The organism is Ensifer sp. R-19, from assembly GCF_049905105.1.
GTDB lineage: Bacteria > Pseudomonadota > Alphaproteobacteria > Rhizobiales > Rhizobiaceae > Ensifer.
In genome coordinates this window covers 396636-412634 of the sequence record NZ_CP184569.1, presented here as the reverse complement: position 1 = coordinate 412634, position 15999 = coordinate 396636, and the positions used below count along the sequence as shown (strand labels likewise).

Below are 15999 nucleotides of genomic sequence, written 5' to 3'. Positions count from 1 at the left end.
TCACTTCTTTCCAATTTCTACGACGTCGTATTTCCAGCCAAAGTAGCTGTAGAGGAAGTCACCCGATCCTTCTCGGTCGGTCAATTTCGCGCGAATCTTGAAAACTGTCCCTACAGGATAATTGCGGCTTAGGCTTTTCGAACATTCGACATGCATGGTGACCGGAAAGCCCTGTCCGGGACGAGGACGGACGTGGACGTCACCGTGTAGACCTGACGTGCGGTTTGGACGATAACTTTCGACTAACACCATCCGATAAGGTTCATTCGCCTTCGCCATCCATACCTCCACTCAACCTTCTCAACTCTTCCCTCGCAGTGCGCAGCTCGGCATTGATCGTCACACGCTTGTTGAATTGTTTCTCACGAGCCAAACGCGCGATGATCCTTTCAACCTCGCGGGTCTTCGCCTTCATCGCCTCTAGGTGTGCAATCTTGGCTTCCAGCGAGAGAGGCTCGACAGCAGGCGGTGCGGCGAACGATGCCTGCGTGGCTTCCGCAAAGCCGGTTGTAGCGCCAGGAGCTAACTGGGCTGTCTGCCCCTCGACTAACGGGCTGAGGAGCTGCTCGTAAAGAGCGCCCATATTGAGCGCTACCGGCAACGCCGTTCGAGGCGTAGTATCCGGAAGCCACTCGCTCTCGAAATAGTCCCCCAGCACCCATTTCGTGCTGTCGGCTTCGCTCGGCCGTTTATATGCAGCGGCGAGCTTAACCTTGCCACCGTGCGTCAGCTCGAACAGCAGCGGGAACGGGATAGCCCGATCGATGGCACGCAGCGCATCGAAGCTGAGGTCCTTTTCCCGTTGCATGATCCGAAACACCTGGATTTCGGCAACCGCCTTGGTCGCTGGCAGATTGATCGTCTCGGGGGCCAGCTTGTGCGACCAGACGATCTGATCCACCTCACGCACGAACAGGTCCTTGAGGGCGGTGGTGGCGCCCACATGCTCATAGATCTTGTTTTTGGGGATCACGCGCCCGAAAGCGCTGGCGCGGGGCCAATCGTAAAGGGTCACGACGCGGCTCCCTCGACGCGAAGGAAGGCAATCAGCTCGAAATCGTCCAGCCCCTTGATCGTATGGGTCAGCGCGGTCGTGCGGCCACCGCTGAACAGGCTGTCTATGTCCTTCTCTTCCTTCACCTCGATCATCGAGCGAATCGCCTGGCTCAGCAGATCCGAATAGCGCCCCATCTGACGGCCATCCTCTGTGCGCTCATTGAAGAGGCGGCAGACATCCGGGATCGGCTCGGCCCGCCCCTTGCAACTGCTGCGGATCAGGTCGAGCAGCCTCTTGACCTCGGTGTGGTCGGCGACGATGTCGCCGCCGTCATCGATGTAGACTAGGTAGAAGGGATGGAGGCGGTTCTGCTGGTTGATGTTCACACTGTCGTGGATGTTCTTAAGCGCGAAAATCACGCCGGGCCACAGCCCAAGCTCCTCTGCAGCCGGCACGACCGCGTGCATGCCGAAGGGCACGTTCTCGAGGTCACCATTCTCCTTCACATAGTTGAGCAGGTCCATGCGGAAATCGTTGAGGCCAAGGTCGGTGATCGAGATGCCGGCCTTAACGTCTTCCAGCTCGATCACCTCTTCCTGCATCCGCTTGAGCTGTTCCTTGCGGTAGGTAATGTCGCTGGACTTGGCGGTGAGCACATTGTCGTCGCCGGTCGCGGTGACGTCGGCAATCACCATCCGGTTTTCAACGCGCTCCTTGAGATTGATATATTCGTCCAGCGTGATGTCAGGCCAGTAGTTCACGAGTTGGATCTGATCGTTGGGTGAGCCGATACGGTCGATACGTCCGAAGCGCTGGATGATCCTGACCGGGTTCCAGTGAATGTCATAATTAACCAGAAAATCGCAGTCCTGCAGGTTCTGACCTTCTGAGATGCAGTCTGTGCCGATCAGGATATCCAGCTCGGCAGTCTCATGGGGAAGGACGACAGCCTTTTCCTTGGAGCGGGGTGAGAACAGGGTGAGCACGCTTTGGAAGTCGTAGGACTTCTTGAGTGTGGTCTTCGGGGCACTCGAGCCTGTGACCTGACCCACATGCAGGCCAAGGCCATGGGCGAATGGCGCGAGGTTTTCATAGAGGTAGTTCGCTGTGTCGGCGAATGCCGTGAAAACGATGACCTTCCGGTTGCCGGGGTTGAGCGGTTCCGCGACCTTCTGCGTGAGGAGCGAAATCAGGTGCTGAAGCTTGGCGTCGTCTTCTGGAGCCACCTTGTCCATTGACGCGATCAGAGCTTCGATCAAGGCGCGATCCGCCGCGAGATCATGCTTCCAGGACGGCAGGTCCATGTCGCCAAGGCTGATCTGCACCTTCTTGCCGACGGTGAACTCGTCGAGCCCGCTCAGGTCATCATCCTCCGGATCGAAGTCGCTGATGTCTTCCAGGTGGTCGCTGATGCTCCCGCCGCGTCCTGTTCTCTCGTACTCAGCGATGGCATCGAGCGCACGCGTGACGTTACCGCCAAGAGCTCGCAGGGTGAGCCGGAAGGCCTCAACGGAGCTTTCGAGGCGCTTAAGAAGGTTGGTCGTCATAAGCGCCTGAAGGCTGCGCTCTCGGTCGGCTTGCCGGAGTTTCCCGCGGCCGCCTTCGACCTGGGTGTCGTAGATCTCCTCGTACTTCTTGAGCCTGCTCGGCAGGATGTAACTGATCGGTGCATAGACCGCGAGCTTCAGCACCGACAGCTGGCTGAAGATCTCGTTCAAGCCCATCACATCCGGTCGCTGCGTGATCGGGCAGTGGAACGACAGTGGCTTACGGCGCTGGGGGAATTTGCCGATGTCCTTCGTGTCGTAGAAGGTCTCGATGTGTTTTCGCGACCGCGCGATGGTCACGGCGTCGAGCAGTTCGAAGAAGTCGAAATCCAGCGTCCGCAGGATCGAGGCAGCCGTTCGCTCCTCTGGCGGCAGCGCCGACCATTCGTTGAACGCCTTCTGGGCGCGCCGGAAGATCTCCTCGACGCTGGTCTGCGACTTTAGGCTCTTGCTGAGTGCGTCCGACTGCCCTTCATAGGCGAGAGCGAGCTGATTGCGCAGATCGTTGAAGCGGTTGTTCACCGGCGTCGCCGAGAGCATCAGCACCTTGGTCTTCACTCCCGCACGGATGACCTTGTTCATCAGCTTCTGGTAACGGGTCTCCCGATCTTTGTAGACGTCGTTGTTCCGGAAGTTGTGGGACTCGTCGATCACCACGAGATCGTAGTTACCCCAGTTCACCCGGTTCAGAGGAATGCCGAACGACTCTCCCGATGTGCGCGACAGATCGGTGTGGCAGAGGACGTCATAGTTGAAGCGATCCTTGGCGAAGATGTTGGTGGTGAGATTGGTGTTGTAGTTCCGCCAATTGTCCGCCAGCTTCTTCGGACAAAGCACCAGCACAGACCTGTTGCGAAGCTCGTAATATTTGATGACAGCAAGAGCCGTGAACGTTTTCCCGAGACCGACAGAGTCCGCCAGGATGCAGCCGTTATAGGTCTCAAGCTTGTTGATGATCCCCGTCGCCGCGTCCCGCTGGTAATTGAAAAGCTTGTTCCAGACGATGCTATCCTGATAGCCGGTCAGGTCATTCGGCAACACATCCTCATCGACGTCCTCCAGGAACTCGCGGAAAATATTGTAGAGCATCAGGAAATAGACGCGTTCGGGAGCATTCTCCTGATACACAGACTCGATGTGGTCGCAGATGGCGTCCGTGACGTCTTTTAGCTTATCTGCATCGTTCCAAATTTGGTTAAAGAGCTGGAGGTAGACCTCGGCATGGGCCGGCTCATCCATCCGGGTCACAAAGTTCGAGACGGCATTGCCCTTCTGATAGCCGAGGTCGACCGCCGTGAACCCGCTTATCGGCATATAGGCAACTGCCGCAGCACCGGTGTCCACATGTGCAAACGGCTGCATTGCTGCTAGTGTCGCGTTAGATTTGAACCGCGCCTTCTTCCGGATCCATTCCGCGCATTCTCGCGCTACGGCCCGCTGAGTCAGCTTGTTGCGGAGCTTAATTTCGAACTCGGTGCCATAGAGGCTGCTCTCCCTGCCGGCCTTCGGGATGAAGAACTCACGCCTCTCCTTTCGCAGCCGATCCGTCGCATCCGTCGGCACAAAAGTTGGCGACGTAAAAATGAATTGCAGACTTTCAAGCTTGGAGAGCTCTGACTTCAGCGCTTCGAATGCGTAGATCGAGAAGCACGATGCAGCGATCTTTACTCGCGAGCCGCGAGCGAGCGTTTCCTTCAAGTCATCACCAAGCAGTAGCGAGGTGTTATCCAGAATCTTCATATCGACCCGCATTCCGCTGTGACGGCTCAAATACAATCAGATATCAATGGCTAATTGCATCGATGAGTTGTGTCTATATCGCAAGCTGTTTAAGTCACGGTGAAAACCCCGAATTCAGGAAGAAGGGTCAACGACCGAGATGCGCTCTCAGGCCGTTTCAATGTCGGTCTTTAAGTGGTCCAACATTAATCCTGGATAAGCGATCGAGTTAATGAGCTCAACTCGTTGGTTAAGCATACCCTGTGGCAACGTTCCATAGCGCTGCGTCATTGAGCCCGCTGTGTGACCTAAGATGAAGCCAAACTGCTCATCCAGATAGCCTGCGCGTCGAAGAGCGTCCGCGGCTCCGTGACGAAAACTGTAAAGAGAAAGGCCGCGCCCTTCCTTCAAACCAATCTTTATCAGGTAGCGTGGGAAATCTCGGCTGAAGTCAGCGATCATCTGCCCCCGTTCATTGCGTTCAGCGGTTGGGAAGAGCCGCTTTTCACCGCCTTGTTTCAGTTCAGCGTGGTAACGAAGGAAACCAAGCCTCGCGAGCTCGGGGTGAACAGGAACTACTCGCATAGATCCATCGGTCTTAACGCTTTTGTTTCCCTCTCCTTCTGTGGTGATGTGCATGATCCAGTGCACACCTTCCTGACGCACGTCACTAATGGCGAGCTGGGCAATCTCGCCCGGGCGCGCGCCGGAGAAGAGCATCACAAGCGGCACCCAGTAACGATGATCGCGGATTTGTACGTTTCCCTGCTTGCTCCAAAAGCGAGGAGCTTTGTCCGATTGGCAGCCGGTAAAAAATGGCGATCTGAAAAGGGCGTTCATTTCGTCGACGGTGAACGGCTTTGTTGTCTTGTCCTTTGACTTCTTCAAAAACATGTCGGATGCCGGGTTCTGCGTCAGATAGCCGTGGTTGGTCATCCATGTGCAAAATGCGCTAAAGCCCGATAAATAACGATTCACGGTCGTCGAGCTGATCACAGGCTTTCCGACTGTTTTATTGTGCTCAACAATCTGCGTGATAGTCATTCCCTGAAAAGCCTTCGTTTCCGTCGCTTTTACTGGGTACTGAAGCAGGAGAGCCTTCCACTCGCGAGCAGCCTTCTTATCGATTCGGTGAGCAGGGAATGTGGAGCCAACGTATTCGACAAACAGTCCGACGTCACGGCGAGCCTGCGCCAAGGTGTCCTGCTTGATTTGGTTCGGGTTCTCGCGCGCGTAAATTTCGAAGAGCTCCATGATCGTTTCTCCAGGAGGAGCGGCTTCATGGACCGGGCGGTTCACAGGCTTGACGATGGGATCCTTGGGCGCCCCGGTAAAGTCTCCCTTATCGCGCTCAAGAGTTCGCTGCAGACCTTCGATCTCAGCACGCGCCATCGATGCACACAGATCGCGGTAATGGTCCGATCCTGGTTCGACGAGCAGGTTATTTTGCTTGATGAAAATCTCGACCGCTGGCTCGATAAGCCGGACATCTCCTGAACCGACTGCGGCCTTGAGGGCCGTCAGGCGACGGGATCGCAGGTTCGCGTCGTCGTCACGCGCTCGAAGCATCAGTTCATGGTCTACATAGGCATTGATCATGGCATACGGGTTTTCGCCGTTTATCTTTCCCTCGTCGATCAGGCCGTAGAGCCTCTGCAACTCCGCATCAATCTGAGCGCGGGTCGGCATGCGCTGCTGTTTTCGATCATACCGTTCAATTGTCGTCTCATAGTGCTGCCAAACTGCAAGTCCGCTATCGTCAGCTGTGATCTCGCGCCGTGCACGGATTTCCTCGAACTCCGTTCGCCAAGCCTCGACGACGGGCCAGAGGCGCTTCTTCGCCTCGTTCTCATCCTTGGTGCGGAGTGACTTCTTGCGCGTCGTGGTGCCGTAGTGGCTCACCAGATCGAGCGGCACATCCAGCCTCGCGTAGTAGGTCGCTCCACGTCTCTCGAGATACGTAACCCTTGCCAATTTTGCCCATCCGTAGCACTATTCCGGAACACCCAACCGGAACAGTCCTAGAAAATAAGCTTTTTATTTGCAATAGGTTGTTGCACATCAAAGGCTTGAGAGAAGTTGGATTATTTTCCAGGTTCCCCAGCCAAACTCTTCCTGCAATTGAACCAAATTTACGGCGAAACGAGTGCCCGCGGCCCAGCGGCATCGCGCCTTGTCTCGCGCGCAATCTGCCCGATGGCAGTCCGCCAAGCTTAGAAAGCCAGGGCGCAGCCGTCCTTGCGCGGGTCCGAGCCCGCCTGCAGCACGCCGTTGACCGAATCGATCATAATCGCCTGGCCGCCGCCGTGCGGCATCTCGGCGCTCTTGATCTCGTGGCCGAGTGCGGCGAGCCCTTTCAGCACGTCCTCGCGGATGCCGCGTTCGGCCTCGAAGCGGCCCATCTGGTGGAAACCGCGGGCGCAGTCGATCGCTTCCTGCACGTTCATGCCGAAATCGACGATGTTGGTCAGCACATGGCTCTGCCCGACCGGCTGGAAGCCGCCCCCCATCACCCCGAAGGAGAGCCACGGCTTGCCCTCCTTCATCGCCATGGCCGGAATGATGGTGTGCAGCGGGCGTTTGCGCGGCCCCACGCAATTGGGGTGGGCGGGATCGACGCGAAAGCCGACGCCGCGGTTCTGCAGCAGAACACCGGTCTTCGGGCTGCTGAGGCCGGTGCCGTAAGGCCAGAACAGCGAATTGATGAAGGAACAGGCGTTGCCCTTTTCGTCGACGACGCCGATGTAGACGGTGTCGCGATAGGTGGTGGCACCGGCTGGACCAACCGCCGGCATGGCCTTCTTCAGGTCGATGCGGCCGCGCAAATCGTCGGCAAAGGCGGCTGAAAGCAGCTTTTGCACCGGCACATCGGCAAAGTCGGGGTCGGCGACATACCTGTCACGCGCCTGGAAGGCCAGCCTCGTGGCCTCGGCTTCGATATGGAAACGTTCGACGCCGACCGGATCGTATCGACCCAGATCGAAGCCGCTGAGGATATTGAGCATCAGCAAGGTGGTAATGCCGACGCCGCTTGGCGGGATTTCCAGAAGTTCTATGCCGCGATAGGTCGTGGAAATCGGATCGACCCAGAAGGCCTCCTGCGTGGCGAAATCGTCGAGCGCGTGCATGCCGCCGAGGCTGCGCAGGTAGCCCACCATGTCCTCGGCGACCCAGCCTGAATAGAAACCATCGCGGCCCTTGGCGGCGATCTCCCGCAGGACTTTCGCGTGCTCGGGCTGGCGGAAGACCTCACCGGTCCGCAGGGCGCGACCGTCCTTCAACCACATGCGGGCGCTGTTGGGGTCCGCCTTCAGCTTGTCTTCGTTGCGGTTCCAATCGACGGCGACCCTTTCGGTGACCGCAAATCCCTCCTCCGCGTGGCGGATGGCGGGCTGCAGCAGTTCACCGAGCGGCATGGAACCGAAACGCCGGTTCAGCTTGCTCCAAGCATCGACCGCGCCGGGGATGGTGACGGCGTGCACCGAGGTGAGCGGGATCTCGTTCAGTCCCTGTTTCAGCAGGTGTTCGGCGGTGAGGCCCTCGGGCGCGCGACCCGAACCGTTGAGGCCATAGACCCGACCGCCATCGGCGAGATTGGTGCCGGCGGGGGCGAAGAGAACGAAATTGTCGCCGCCGATGCCGGTCGAGCCCGGCTCGACCACGCATTGCACGGCGCAGGCGGCAATCGCGGCGTCGGCGGCATTGCCGCCGCGACGCAGAATCTCGATGGCGGCGAGCGTGGCAAGGGCGTGCGACGTGGCGGCGGCGCCATGCCGGCCCATGACGACGGAGCGGCCAGGCAAGTGCAGGTCACGCATGGAACGGGAACTCCCGGGAACAACGACAACTCAGGCTCGCGAGCCTATGCGCCTGCCGGGCGGATGAAAAGGCCGATGTTGACGCGCCGGGGGACTGGTGCGGCGCATCCTGCAGAGGCGATTGGCGGGAGAACACGTCCGGGCTGCCCAAAGCTACGCAGCAGGCGCATAATAGCTCACTTGCAAGCGATCACAGGCGGAGGACGGCCCATGTTCGATGCTGGCAGAAAGACGGACGCCGAATATGCGATCGAGTATATCCAGGAAAATCCGGAAGCCGGTCTTTGTTGCGAGGATCGGCGCTGGTGGATTACGCCAAACGCGAACGAAACCGATCGGCAGATCCTGTTTCTCGACGCCGCAGAGGCAGAACGGCTGAAGGACGATGCGCGGCTTCAAGTCGTGCCCGACATCGCCCACCCCGGCCGCGCTCTCTGGGTCATGCGGAAGATGACATAGCCGCCCGCGACCGGAATAGGTCGGGCAACGGAAGCGGCCGGTCGCGCTAAAGCAGGCCGCGTCCCGCGAGGTTGCGCATCAGCGCCGCAGCACCGAAATTCCAGGGCGCGCATTCCGTCGAAAGCCTGACGGTGTTGGTCAGCCGGCCGAGTTCGGCATTGGCAATCGTCACCACGTCGCCAAGCTTGTGGGTAAAACCCTGGCCGGGTTCGTCGCGGTCTTCGACAGGGGCAAAGAGCGTGCCCATGAACAGCATGACGCCATCGGGATATTGGTGGTGCGGACCGATGGTCTGGGCGACGAGATCGAGCGGATCGCGGCTGATCTCCGCCATCGAGCTTCGGCCGGTGAGCCGGTAGCCGTCCTCCCCTTCGACAAGCAGGGTGAGCTCGGCCTTGCGGACATCGTCGATCGTGTAGGTTTCGTCGAACAGGCGAATGAAGGGGCCGATGGCGCAGGAGGCATTGTTGTCCTTAGCCTTGCCGAGAAGCAGCGCGGAGCGGCCCTCAATGTCGCGCAGGTTGACGTCGTTGCCGAGTGTTGCGCCCTTGACCTGGCCTCTGGAGCAGACCGCGAGCACGATCTCCGGCTCCGGATTGTTCCAGCGCGAGGCAGGGTGCAGACCGACAGCGGCACCAGGGCCGACCGCCGAGAGCACCTGGGCCTTGGTGAAGACTTCGGCATCCGGGCCGATGCCCACTTCCAGATATTGCGACCAGACGCCCTCCTCCTGGAGCGCTGCCTTGACGCGGGCTGCTTCCGCCGAGCCGGGCTTCAGGTTGCGCAGGCTGTCACCGATGACGGCGGTGACGCGGCTGCGGATCGCTTCGGCGCGGGACGCATCGCCCGCCGCCCTCTCCTCGATGACGCGCTCGATCATCGAGCGCGCGAAGGTGACGCCACAGGCCTTCACTGCTTGCAGGTCCGAGGGCGCGATGAGATGGAGGGTCGATGCATCCGCTTTCCGCGCGAGACACTCTTCAAGCGAGGCAAGCCGCTCGCCGGCTACGGAGCGCACATGCGCGACCGGATCCGGGAGCTCAAGCAGGTCGCGCATCGTCGGCGTTGCCTTCGAGGTGATGTCGAACAGAGCGCCGTCGCGGATCGTGACAAGCGACGGCCCGCCGAGATCGGGACGCCAGACGCGGCCGACAAAAGTGCCCTTGCCAAACGCTGTATCGCTCATGCCGCCCATCCTCCGTGCGCACTCTATTTCTTGCAGCCGAGAAGGGAGATGTAAAGCCGACGGCAGCGCGCAAGCGTCCCTTGGGTTGTAGCGTCCGGAACATTGCATATTTTCACGCGTTTACGGTTATGCCACGCGCCCTCCGGGCGCCCTTGTCGCTTCGCGACGGCGCGAAATCCGCTGCCTACGGCTGCCCGGAAGGTTCAGGAGCAGTCGCCTGAGGCCAGGAGGACGCCAAGAAAAGGATGAACGCAATGAACCAGCACGAAGAGTTCAAGGAAAAGCCGGTGATCGATCCGGTGACAGGGCAGCCTCTGCCGCAGACGCAAGCGCAGATGAGCGATGTGCCTCCGGCCCGGTCGGGGCGCAGCAACTGGCCGATCGTCATCATCCTGCTCGCCGGTCTGGTGTTGGCGCTGATCGCCTGGCTGCCGGCTGAACTGAGCCGGGATACCGCCGATACCGCGGCACCGCCGCCGACTACGGACCAGCCGGCAACGGGTCAGGCAACTCCGGACACGACGGCACCGGGTACCGCGACACCAGGCACGACGGGTCGGGTTACTCCGCCGGCCGATAGCAGCACGGCGCCCTCTGGTGAAACGACGACCCAGCCGGCGCCCGAAGCGACGCCGCAGCAAGGCACCCCGACGCCCGAAACGCAGGGTTCGACCCCGAACTCGACGCCGGGCACCACGCCCGGCATGACCCAGCCGGCACAATAACGGCTGACCGACGGCCTTGGCTGGAGGGCTCTCCCTCCGGCCATTGACGCTTTAAGACAAGCGCTCAGTTCGGCCGCTCAGTTCGGCCGCTCAGTTCGGCTTGATCGATGCCGCGACCATGGCGTCCCAGCCGGCGGCGGCGCAGTCGGCGATCGCCAGCAAGGTTTCCCGTGTTGCCCCGTCGCGGGCTTCGATCGACATTCCATGCTGGAGCGAGGCGACATAGGCCGCGATTGCCGCGCACGGCGTGCCCTCAGGCAGATCGCCGTCCGCAACGCCGCGCTCAAGCCGCCGCTCCAGTGCGACCTGCTTCTCAAGCCGGCGCGCCTTCAACGCCTCACAGACCTCCGCATCCCCGCCCGCCATCTGCGGCGCCGAAAGCACGACCATGCAGCCGCGCGGCTCCGCGCCGCGGGTGAAATTGTCAGCGGTCCGTCTCAAGAGGTCATGGACCGCCGCCTTGGCCGTTGGGGCCGTTTCCAGCTCATCCCAGATGCCGGCGCCGTCCGTCCGGCCATAGAGATCGACGGCCTCGATGAAGAGCTGTGCCTTGCTGCCGAAGGCGGCGTAGAGGCTCGGCGGTTTCAGCCCCATCGCCTGGGTCAGATCGGTTAGCGACGTGTTGTCGTAGCCCTTGTCCCAGAAGAGCCGCATGGCGCTCGCGAGCGCCTCCTCTCGGGAAAAATTGCGTGGACGGCCACGGCTCGACATCGGAACGGCTCCTTTCTGTATCGATCAATACATAAATCGCTTGACAGCGACTGGCAAGTCGTCTCTCCATATATGTATCGATCACTACAGATATGGAGAGACCAGTGACGAGCTTAAAAAACAAGGTGGCTCTGGTGACGGGCGGCAGTCGCGGCATCGGCGCGGCGATCGCAAAACGTCTGGCGGATGAAGGCGCAACCGTCGCGGTGACCTACAGCCAGTCCAAGGCAAAGGCTGAGGCACTGGTGGCGGAGATCACCAAGGGCGGCGGCAGGGCGCTGGCGATTCTGGCGGACAACCGCGATCCGGGCGCGGTCGAGGCTGCTGTCGGCGCGGTTGCCGAGAAGCACGGCCGCATCGACATCCTCGTCAACAATGCCGGCGTGTTCGATGCCGGAACAGTGACGGAGGTGACTGCCGAGGATTTCGACCGGACGATCGACGTCAATGTGAAGGCGGTGTTCCTTGCAACGCGTGCTGCAGCGGCGCACATGCCCGAGGGCGGACGCGTCATCTCGATCGGCAGCAACCTTGCCGCCCGCGTTCCGTGGCCGGGGATGAGCCTCTATGTGCTGAGCAAATCCGCGCTCGTCGGCTTTACCAAGGCGGTGGCGCGGGACCTCGGGCCGAGGGGCATTACCGTCAACATCGTCCATCCCGGTTCGACCGATACCGACATGAACCCCGCCGATGGTGAGCACGCCGGTCCGCAGCGCGGGCTGATGGCCATTCCCCGCTTCAACGACGCCACAGACGTGGCGGGTCTCGTCACCTGGCTTGCGGGCCCCGATAGCCGCGGCGTCACCGGCGCCGAATTCACCATCGACGGCGGCACCAACGCCTAGACCGGCTTGTCAAAAGCAAACAAGGCCGGAAGCATTACTCCGGCCTCGTTCAAACATTGCCGGGCAGCCTCCCGCACGTGGCTTATTCTCCTTGAAACGGTGCAATTCCGGGAGAAAACCGCTTCGCACTTTTCCTGGACTTGCTTTAGACGAGGAAACGCTCCGGCCGGTAGGGCGCGATGTCGATGACCGTCTTTTCCCCGGTCATCGCTTCCGCCAGTGCCCGGCCGGTGACTGGCCCGAGCGTCATGCCGTGATGCGCATGGCCGAAGGCAAACCACAGGCCTTCGTGGCGCGGCGCCCTGCCGATAACGGGCATCATATCCGGCGTGCAGGGGCGCGCGCCCATCCACGGCTCTTCGTCGCGGCGTTCGGCAAGCGGGAAGAATTCGCGCGCCACCCGTTCGGCGCGGGTCAATTGTACCGGCGTCTTCGGCGCATCGCGCCAGGCGAATTCGGCGCCGGTCGTCAGACGGATGCCGCGCAGCATCGGCGCCAGGAAATAGCCTTTCTCGGCATCAAGCACCCAGTTGTTGAGCTGCGCGCCCTCCTGCATGCCATAGTGCATGTGGTAGCCGCGCTTGACCGCGAGCGGGATATGGTAGCCGAGCTTGCGAGTGACCGTGTCGGCCCAAGGACCGAGCGCCACGACGACTTCGCGGGTCTCGAGCGGGCCCTCCGGTGTCGCGACGCGCCAACCGGGACCTTCGAGGATATGTTCAGTCGTGGCTGCGTCGCCGGAAACGAGGCGCCCGCCCAGCGATTGGAAATAGGCGAGATAAGCCTTGTTGAGACTGTGCGGGTCGCGGATCGACCAGGGATCGCTCCAGCGCAGACCGCCGACGAGATCAGCCTTGATGGACGGTTCGATCGTCTTCAGTTCGCTTGAAGACAGTTTCTGGTGATTGACGCCGAAGCCAGCCGAAAGCTTCTCCGCCTCCTTGTAGGCCGAATCGCGCTGCTTCTCGGTGCGGAAAACCTTCATCCAGCCGTCTTTACGGATGAGTTCGCCCGCGCCTGACGCCGCGATCAGGTCCTGGTGTTCGCTGATCGAATGCTCGATCAGCGGCGCATAGAGATGGGCGATGCGTTGGTGCTGGGTAAAGCCCGAATGCCACCAGTACCGCGCCAGGAACGGCACCAGCCCCGGCAAGGCCCGGAAATGATAGGACGCGTCGATCGTGTTGTTCAGCGCGTAACGGAAGAGCGCGCCGAAATCATGCGGGAAGCCATAGGGAAACACACCCTCGCGCTGGATCAGCCCCGCATTGCCGTAGGAGGTTTCCTCGCCGGCGCCGCGACGGTCGAGAAGCACCACCGACTTGCCGCGCCGCGCCAGATGGATGGCGGTGGAGATACCGACGATGCCGGCGCCGAGAACCACTACGTCAGTCTTCATTTGCAGCTGCCCCGTTTTCCGATCAAGACAAGCCGCGGCTTTGCTCGAGCCACGGCGCCAACGTCATTTCTTCTTCAGCGAGCGGCTGGAGAGGATGATCTGCTCGACGAGCAGTTCCAGCGATTTCATGATCTTCGGTATCCTCAAGGCAAAAGCGGCGGTATCGGCATCAATAGCCAAGCGGGCCTGCAAGGGCAAGCAAGGCGAGCCGACGGAGCGGACCTGCGGATGCAAGAAGGGCGACGTTGCCGCCGCCCATGTCCAACTACCTTGCGTTTGCGACCGCTCCGTCAGCCTCGACGCACCAGGCCCGCGACCAGCGAAATCACCAGGAAGACGAGGAAGAGGAAGAAAAGGACCTGCGCGATACCCGCCGAGGTACCCGCAACGCCACCGAAACCAAGTACACCCGCTATGATTGCCACAACGAGGAAGACAAGCGCATAGTATAACATAGCAATTCTCCTTGCCAGGATTACTGCAAAGCAAACGCCACAACTATCACTTTGTTCCAAATATCTTATGAAATGCGCTCTGAGAAAATCTTCATTCCCACGGACATTAACCATTCATTTACCATGATAGACAAAAGAGTCCCAAATCGAGACGGTTTGTACCGGAAATGCCCGGAACATTCGAGATACTCTGACGTTCCTCCTCCATGGAATATGCAGGGTCGAAATGAAGATGCCGATAGCACATATCTGGAAAACGGCGGTTGCAGCGGGTCGGGAGAGAAAAGATCTCCAGGCTGGCAATCTTCACATCGGTAAGACGATGCGCGATCTTTACGTCAATAGCAGCGAAGATCAGAGTGCGAAACTCGAACATCTTCTCGAACAACTTCGCCGGCGCGAACGGATGGCACAGAAGAAATAACCAAGCTTCCGCAAGACAATTGAAAAGCCGCCGCGGCCAGGGCCGGGCGGTTTTTCTTATGTCATCGCCTGTCTTCTTCTGTTTGCAACTTTACGCACCTCTGGTTGCCGAGCTTGTGTCGACCCTTTTCCTAGCGCCGTGACATCCACTCGTCGATCTGACGCTCCGCCTCGTCGCGTGCGACCCCGTAGCGGGCCTGAATACGCCCCGCAAGCTCCTGCCGACGACCATCGATGACGTCGAGATCGTCGTTGGTGAGCTTGCCCCATTGCGCCTGCACCTTGCCTTTCAGTTCATGCCATTTGCCTTCGACGATATCCCAATTCATTGCTTTGCCTTTCGGTTTGATGGGCCGCCACACGCGCGGCCCGTGAACTCAGTTGCGGGTCTTCGCATGGCTGTCGTGGCGCGCGGCAACCGTGTAACTGCCATCATCGACCTGCACCTTGACCTGCAAGCGGCCCGCAGGAGTGACGTGCCATTCGATGGTCGCGTCCTCGACAAGCAGAGCCGGGTCAACCTCGGCGCAGGCACCATAGGCGTGCTTGAAGGCCCCGGCGGTCGCCTTGGTCGCCGGCGAAAGCAGTTCGCGGCATTCGTCTACGGTTTCGAACGCCTCGGTCGGCGCCGGCACCTCGCGGCAGGCGTCCGTGGCCTGCATGCAGCCGACCAGGACCATGATGGCAGCTATGTGTTCCATGGGCATGCTCCCCAACGTCAAACTTGAGAACGGCAAACGGGGACGACTGCCCTCCTGTTCCACCGGACGAGATCTAATTTTTGTTGGAACCTTTGCCCACGTAGCGCGTTCGCCGCGCCCATGCCTCGCGCTTCAGATGCGCATGGACGCCGTTCCGGCAGCCGTCGCTGCCGGCGAGAGATGCTATGCCGGACCGGCGGCTATGGAACAAAACGCAGCAGTCGTCGTTTTCGCAACGATAACAAGTGCTGCGACTGCGGCCGAGCGATGGAGGAGATGCTGGGAGGCAAGGACACACCACACGTAGCTCGCCCATTGCGAGCAAGTCAAAGCTGGCCAATGACGCGGCACCGGGTGCGACAGATGCCTCATTGTCGTCATTCTGTTCGTCATCAGTCCCGACAAATCAATTTCAAGTAACCGATTCTATGTTCAACAGAGCAACCGGATAGGAACGCGTCATGAAGAAGATACTGATCGTAGCAAGCCTCATTCTCCCGCTGGCCGCCTGCACGCAAACAGAAAAGGGTGCGGCAATCGGCGCAACCGGTGGCGCCATTGTCGGCGGCGCAGCAACGGGCAATGTCAGAGGTGCTGCCGTGGGCGCAGCGATCGGCGGCGTTGCCGGTGCACTCATCGGGAATGCCAACGAACCGGGCCGCTGCATCTATCGCGACCGCTACGGCCGCCGCTATGAGGCCGCCTGCTGATCGGCACGAACAATGGAGAAACGGGCCTTGGCCCGTTTCTTCCGTTAAGGCGGGTTAGGCTCAAGGCCCGCGCTCAGCCGCCGCCGCTTCCGCTTTCTCCAGCTTTTCAAGCAGATCGACGAAGAGCTCAGGAACCGGCTCCTGTTCCAGCGCTTGATAGAGCGCCTTCAATCTGGCGCCGATCAGCCCGTGGGCATCCGAATTTTCCGCGGCCACACCCGGTCCTCCGCCCTGCCCTTCCCGTCTTTCGGTCCCGTCGTCCATGTTCTGAATCTACCGCCGCTTGCGGCCTTCCCGTTGTTTT

The 15999-nt window shown here is 60.4% G+C and carries 17 protein-coding genes; 5 read left to right on the top strand and 12 right to left on the bottom strand.

Annotated elements, in window-relative coordinates; all coding sequences use genetic code 11:
• From ACN9MO_RS01940 to ggt, 5 genes are all read right to left on the bottom strand, one after another.
• On the bottom strand, nucleotides 1-279 hold the full coding sequence (locus ACN9MO_RS01940) for a hypothetical protein (protein ID WP_113479713.1): 279 nt from the start codon (nucleotides 277-279) through the stop codon (nucleotides 1-3).
• On the bottom strand, nucleotides 263-1015 hold the full coding sequence (locus tag ACN9MO_RS01935; RefSeq protein WP_113479714.1) for a DUF4391 domain-containing protein: 753 nt from the start codon (nucleotides 1013-1015) through the stop codon (nucleotides 263-265). The genes ACN9MO_RS01940 and ACN9MO_RS01935 overlap by 17 nt, the downstream gene beginning before the upstream one ends.
• The gene (locus tag ACN9MO_RS01930; RefSeq protein ID WP_113479718.1) at nucleotides 1012-4284 is read right to left on the bottom strand and encodes a helicase-related protein; all 3273 of its coding nucleotides are present in this window, start codon (nucleotides 4282-4284) and stop codon (nucleotides 1012-1014) included. The genes ACN9MO_RS01935 and ACN9MO_RS01930 overlap by 4 nt, the downstream gene beginning before the upstream one ends.
• Nucleotides 4285-4431: 147 nt before the next feature.
• Nucleotides 4432-6180, bottom strand: a complete 1749-nt coding sequence (locus ACN9MO_RS01925; protein WP_425986345.1) for a DUF6538 domain-containing protein — start codon at nucleotides 6178-6180, stop codon at nucleotides 4432-4434.
• A gap of 296 nt (nucleotides 6181-6476) precedes the next feature.
• A complete protein-coding gene (ggt, locus tag ACN9MO_RS01920; protein WP_113133219.1) occupies nucleotides 6477-8081 on the bottom strand; it encodes a gamma-glutamyltransferase in 1605 nt (534 codons plus the stop codon).
• A 210-nt stretch (nucleotides 8082-8291) separates the two neighbouring features.
• Here ggt and ACN9MO_RS01915 point away from each other — a divergent pair, with 210 nt between their 5' ends.
• Complete coding sequence (locus ACN9MO_RS01915) at nucleotides 8292-8540, top strand: hypothetical protein (protein WP_057250937.1); 249 nt, start codon at nucleotides 8292-8294, stop codon at nucleotides 8538-8540.
• Between the two features lie 46 nt (nucleotides 8541-8586).
• Here ACN9MO_RS01915 and ACN9MO_RS01910 read toward each other — a convergent pair whose 3' ends face one another.
• Entirely contained in the window at nucleotides 8587-9735 is a 1149-nt protein-coding gene (locus ACN9MO_RS01910; RefSeq protein WP_425986341.1) for a fumarylacetoacetate hydrolase family protein, read from the bottom strand.
• Between the two features lie 245 nt (nucleotides 9736-9980).
• On the opposite strand from ACN9MO_RS01910, the gene ACN9MO_RS01905 reads away from it, so the two are divergent.
• A complete protein-coding gene (locus ACN9MO_RS01905; protein ID WP_057251687.1) occupies nucleotides 9981-10451 on the top strand; it encodes a hypothetical protein in 471 nt (156 codons plus the stop codon).
• Between the two features lie 90 nt (nucleotides 10452-10541).
• On the opposite strand, the gene ACN9MO_RS01900 is transcribed toward ACN9MO_RS01905, so the two are convergent.
• Nucleotides 10542-11162 carry a TetR/AcrR family transcriptional regulator gene (locus ACN9MO_RS01900; protein WP_058320464.1) on the bottom strand — a complete coding sequence of 207 codons (621 nt, stop codon included), beginning with the start codon at nucleotides 11160-11162 and terminating at the stop codon, nucleotides 10542-10544.
• A gap of 92 nt (nucleotides 11163-11254) precedes the next feature.
• On the opposite strand from ACN9MO_RS01900, the gene ACN9MO_RS01895 reads away from it, so the two are divergent.
• Nucleotides 11255-12007, top strand: coding sequence for an SDR family NAD(P)-dependent oxidoreductase (locus ACN9MO_RS01895; RefSeq protein ID WP_058320465.1), 753 nt, complete (start codon nucleotides 11255-11257; stop codon nucleotides 12005-12007).
• Nucleotides 12008-12152: 145 nt separating this feature from the next.
• Here the strand turns inward: ACN9MO_RS01895 and ACN9MO_RS01890 are convergent, their stop codons facing one another.
• Nucleotides 12153-13406 (bottom strand): NAD(P)/FAD-dependent oxidoreductase, encoded by a 1254-nt coding sequence (locus tag ACN9MO_RS01890; protein ID WP_093231988.1) that lies wholly within the window; start codon nucleotides 13404-13406, stop codon nucleotides 12153-12155.
• A gap of 290 nt (nucleotides 13407-13696) precedes the next feature.
• Nucleotides 13697-13861, bottom strand: coding sequence for a DUF1328 domain-containing protein (locus tag ACN9MO_RS01885; RefSeq protein ID WP_065372751.1), 165 nt, complete (start codon nucleotides 13859-13861; stop codon nucleotides 13697-13699).
• A gap of 226 nt (nucleotides 13862-14087) precedes the next feature.
• Here ACN9MO_RS01885 and ACN9MO_RS01880 point away from each other — a divergent pair, with 226 nt between their 5' ends.
• Nucleotides 14088-14285 (top strand): hypothetical protein, encoded by a 198-nt coding sequence (locus ACN9MO_RS01880; protein WP_113133221.1) that lies wholly within the window; start codon nucleotides 14088-14090, stop codon nucleotides 14283-14285.
• Nucleotides 14286-14415: 130 nt separating this feature from the next.
• Here the strand turns inward: ACN9MO_RS01880 and ACN9MO_RS01875 are convergent, their stop codons facing one another.
• Complete coding sequence (locus ACN9MO_RS01875; protein WP_057250941.1) at nucleotides 14416-14613, bottom strand: CsbD family protein; 198 nt, start codon at nucleotides 14611-14613, stop codon at nucleotides 14416-14418.
• 48 nt (nucleotides 14614-14661) lie between these two features.
• Nucleotides 14662-14985, bottom strand: coding sequence for a hypothetical protein (locus tag ACN9MO_RS01870; protein ID WP_113133222.1), 324 nt, complete (start codon nucleotides 14983-14985; stop codon nucleotides 14662-14664).
• A 461-nt stretch (nucleotides 14986-15446) separates the two neighbouring features.
• On the opposite strand from ACN9MO_RS01870, the gene ACN9MO_RS01865 reads away from it, so the two are divergent.
• Entirely contained in the window at nucleotides 15447-15695 is a 249-nt protein-coding gene (locus tag ACN9MO_RS01865) for a glycine zipper domain-containing protein (RefSeq protein ID WP_034800856.1), read from the top strand.
• Nucleotides 15696-15755: 60 nt separating this feature from the next.
• Here the strand turns inward: ACN9MO_RS01865 and ACN9MO_RS01860 are convergent, their stop codons facing one another.
• Nucleotides 15756-15911, bottom strand: coding sequence for a NepR family anti-sigma factor (locus tag ACN9MO_RS01860; RefSeq protein WP_244495600.1), 156 nt, complete (start codon nucleotides 15909-15911; stop codon nucleotides 15756-15758).
• Nucleotides 15912-15999 lie beyond the last annotated feature (88 nt).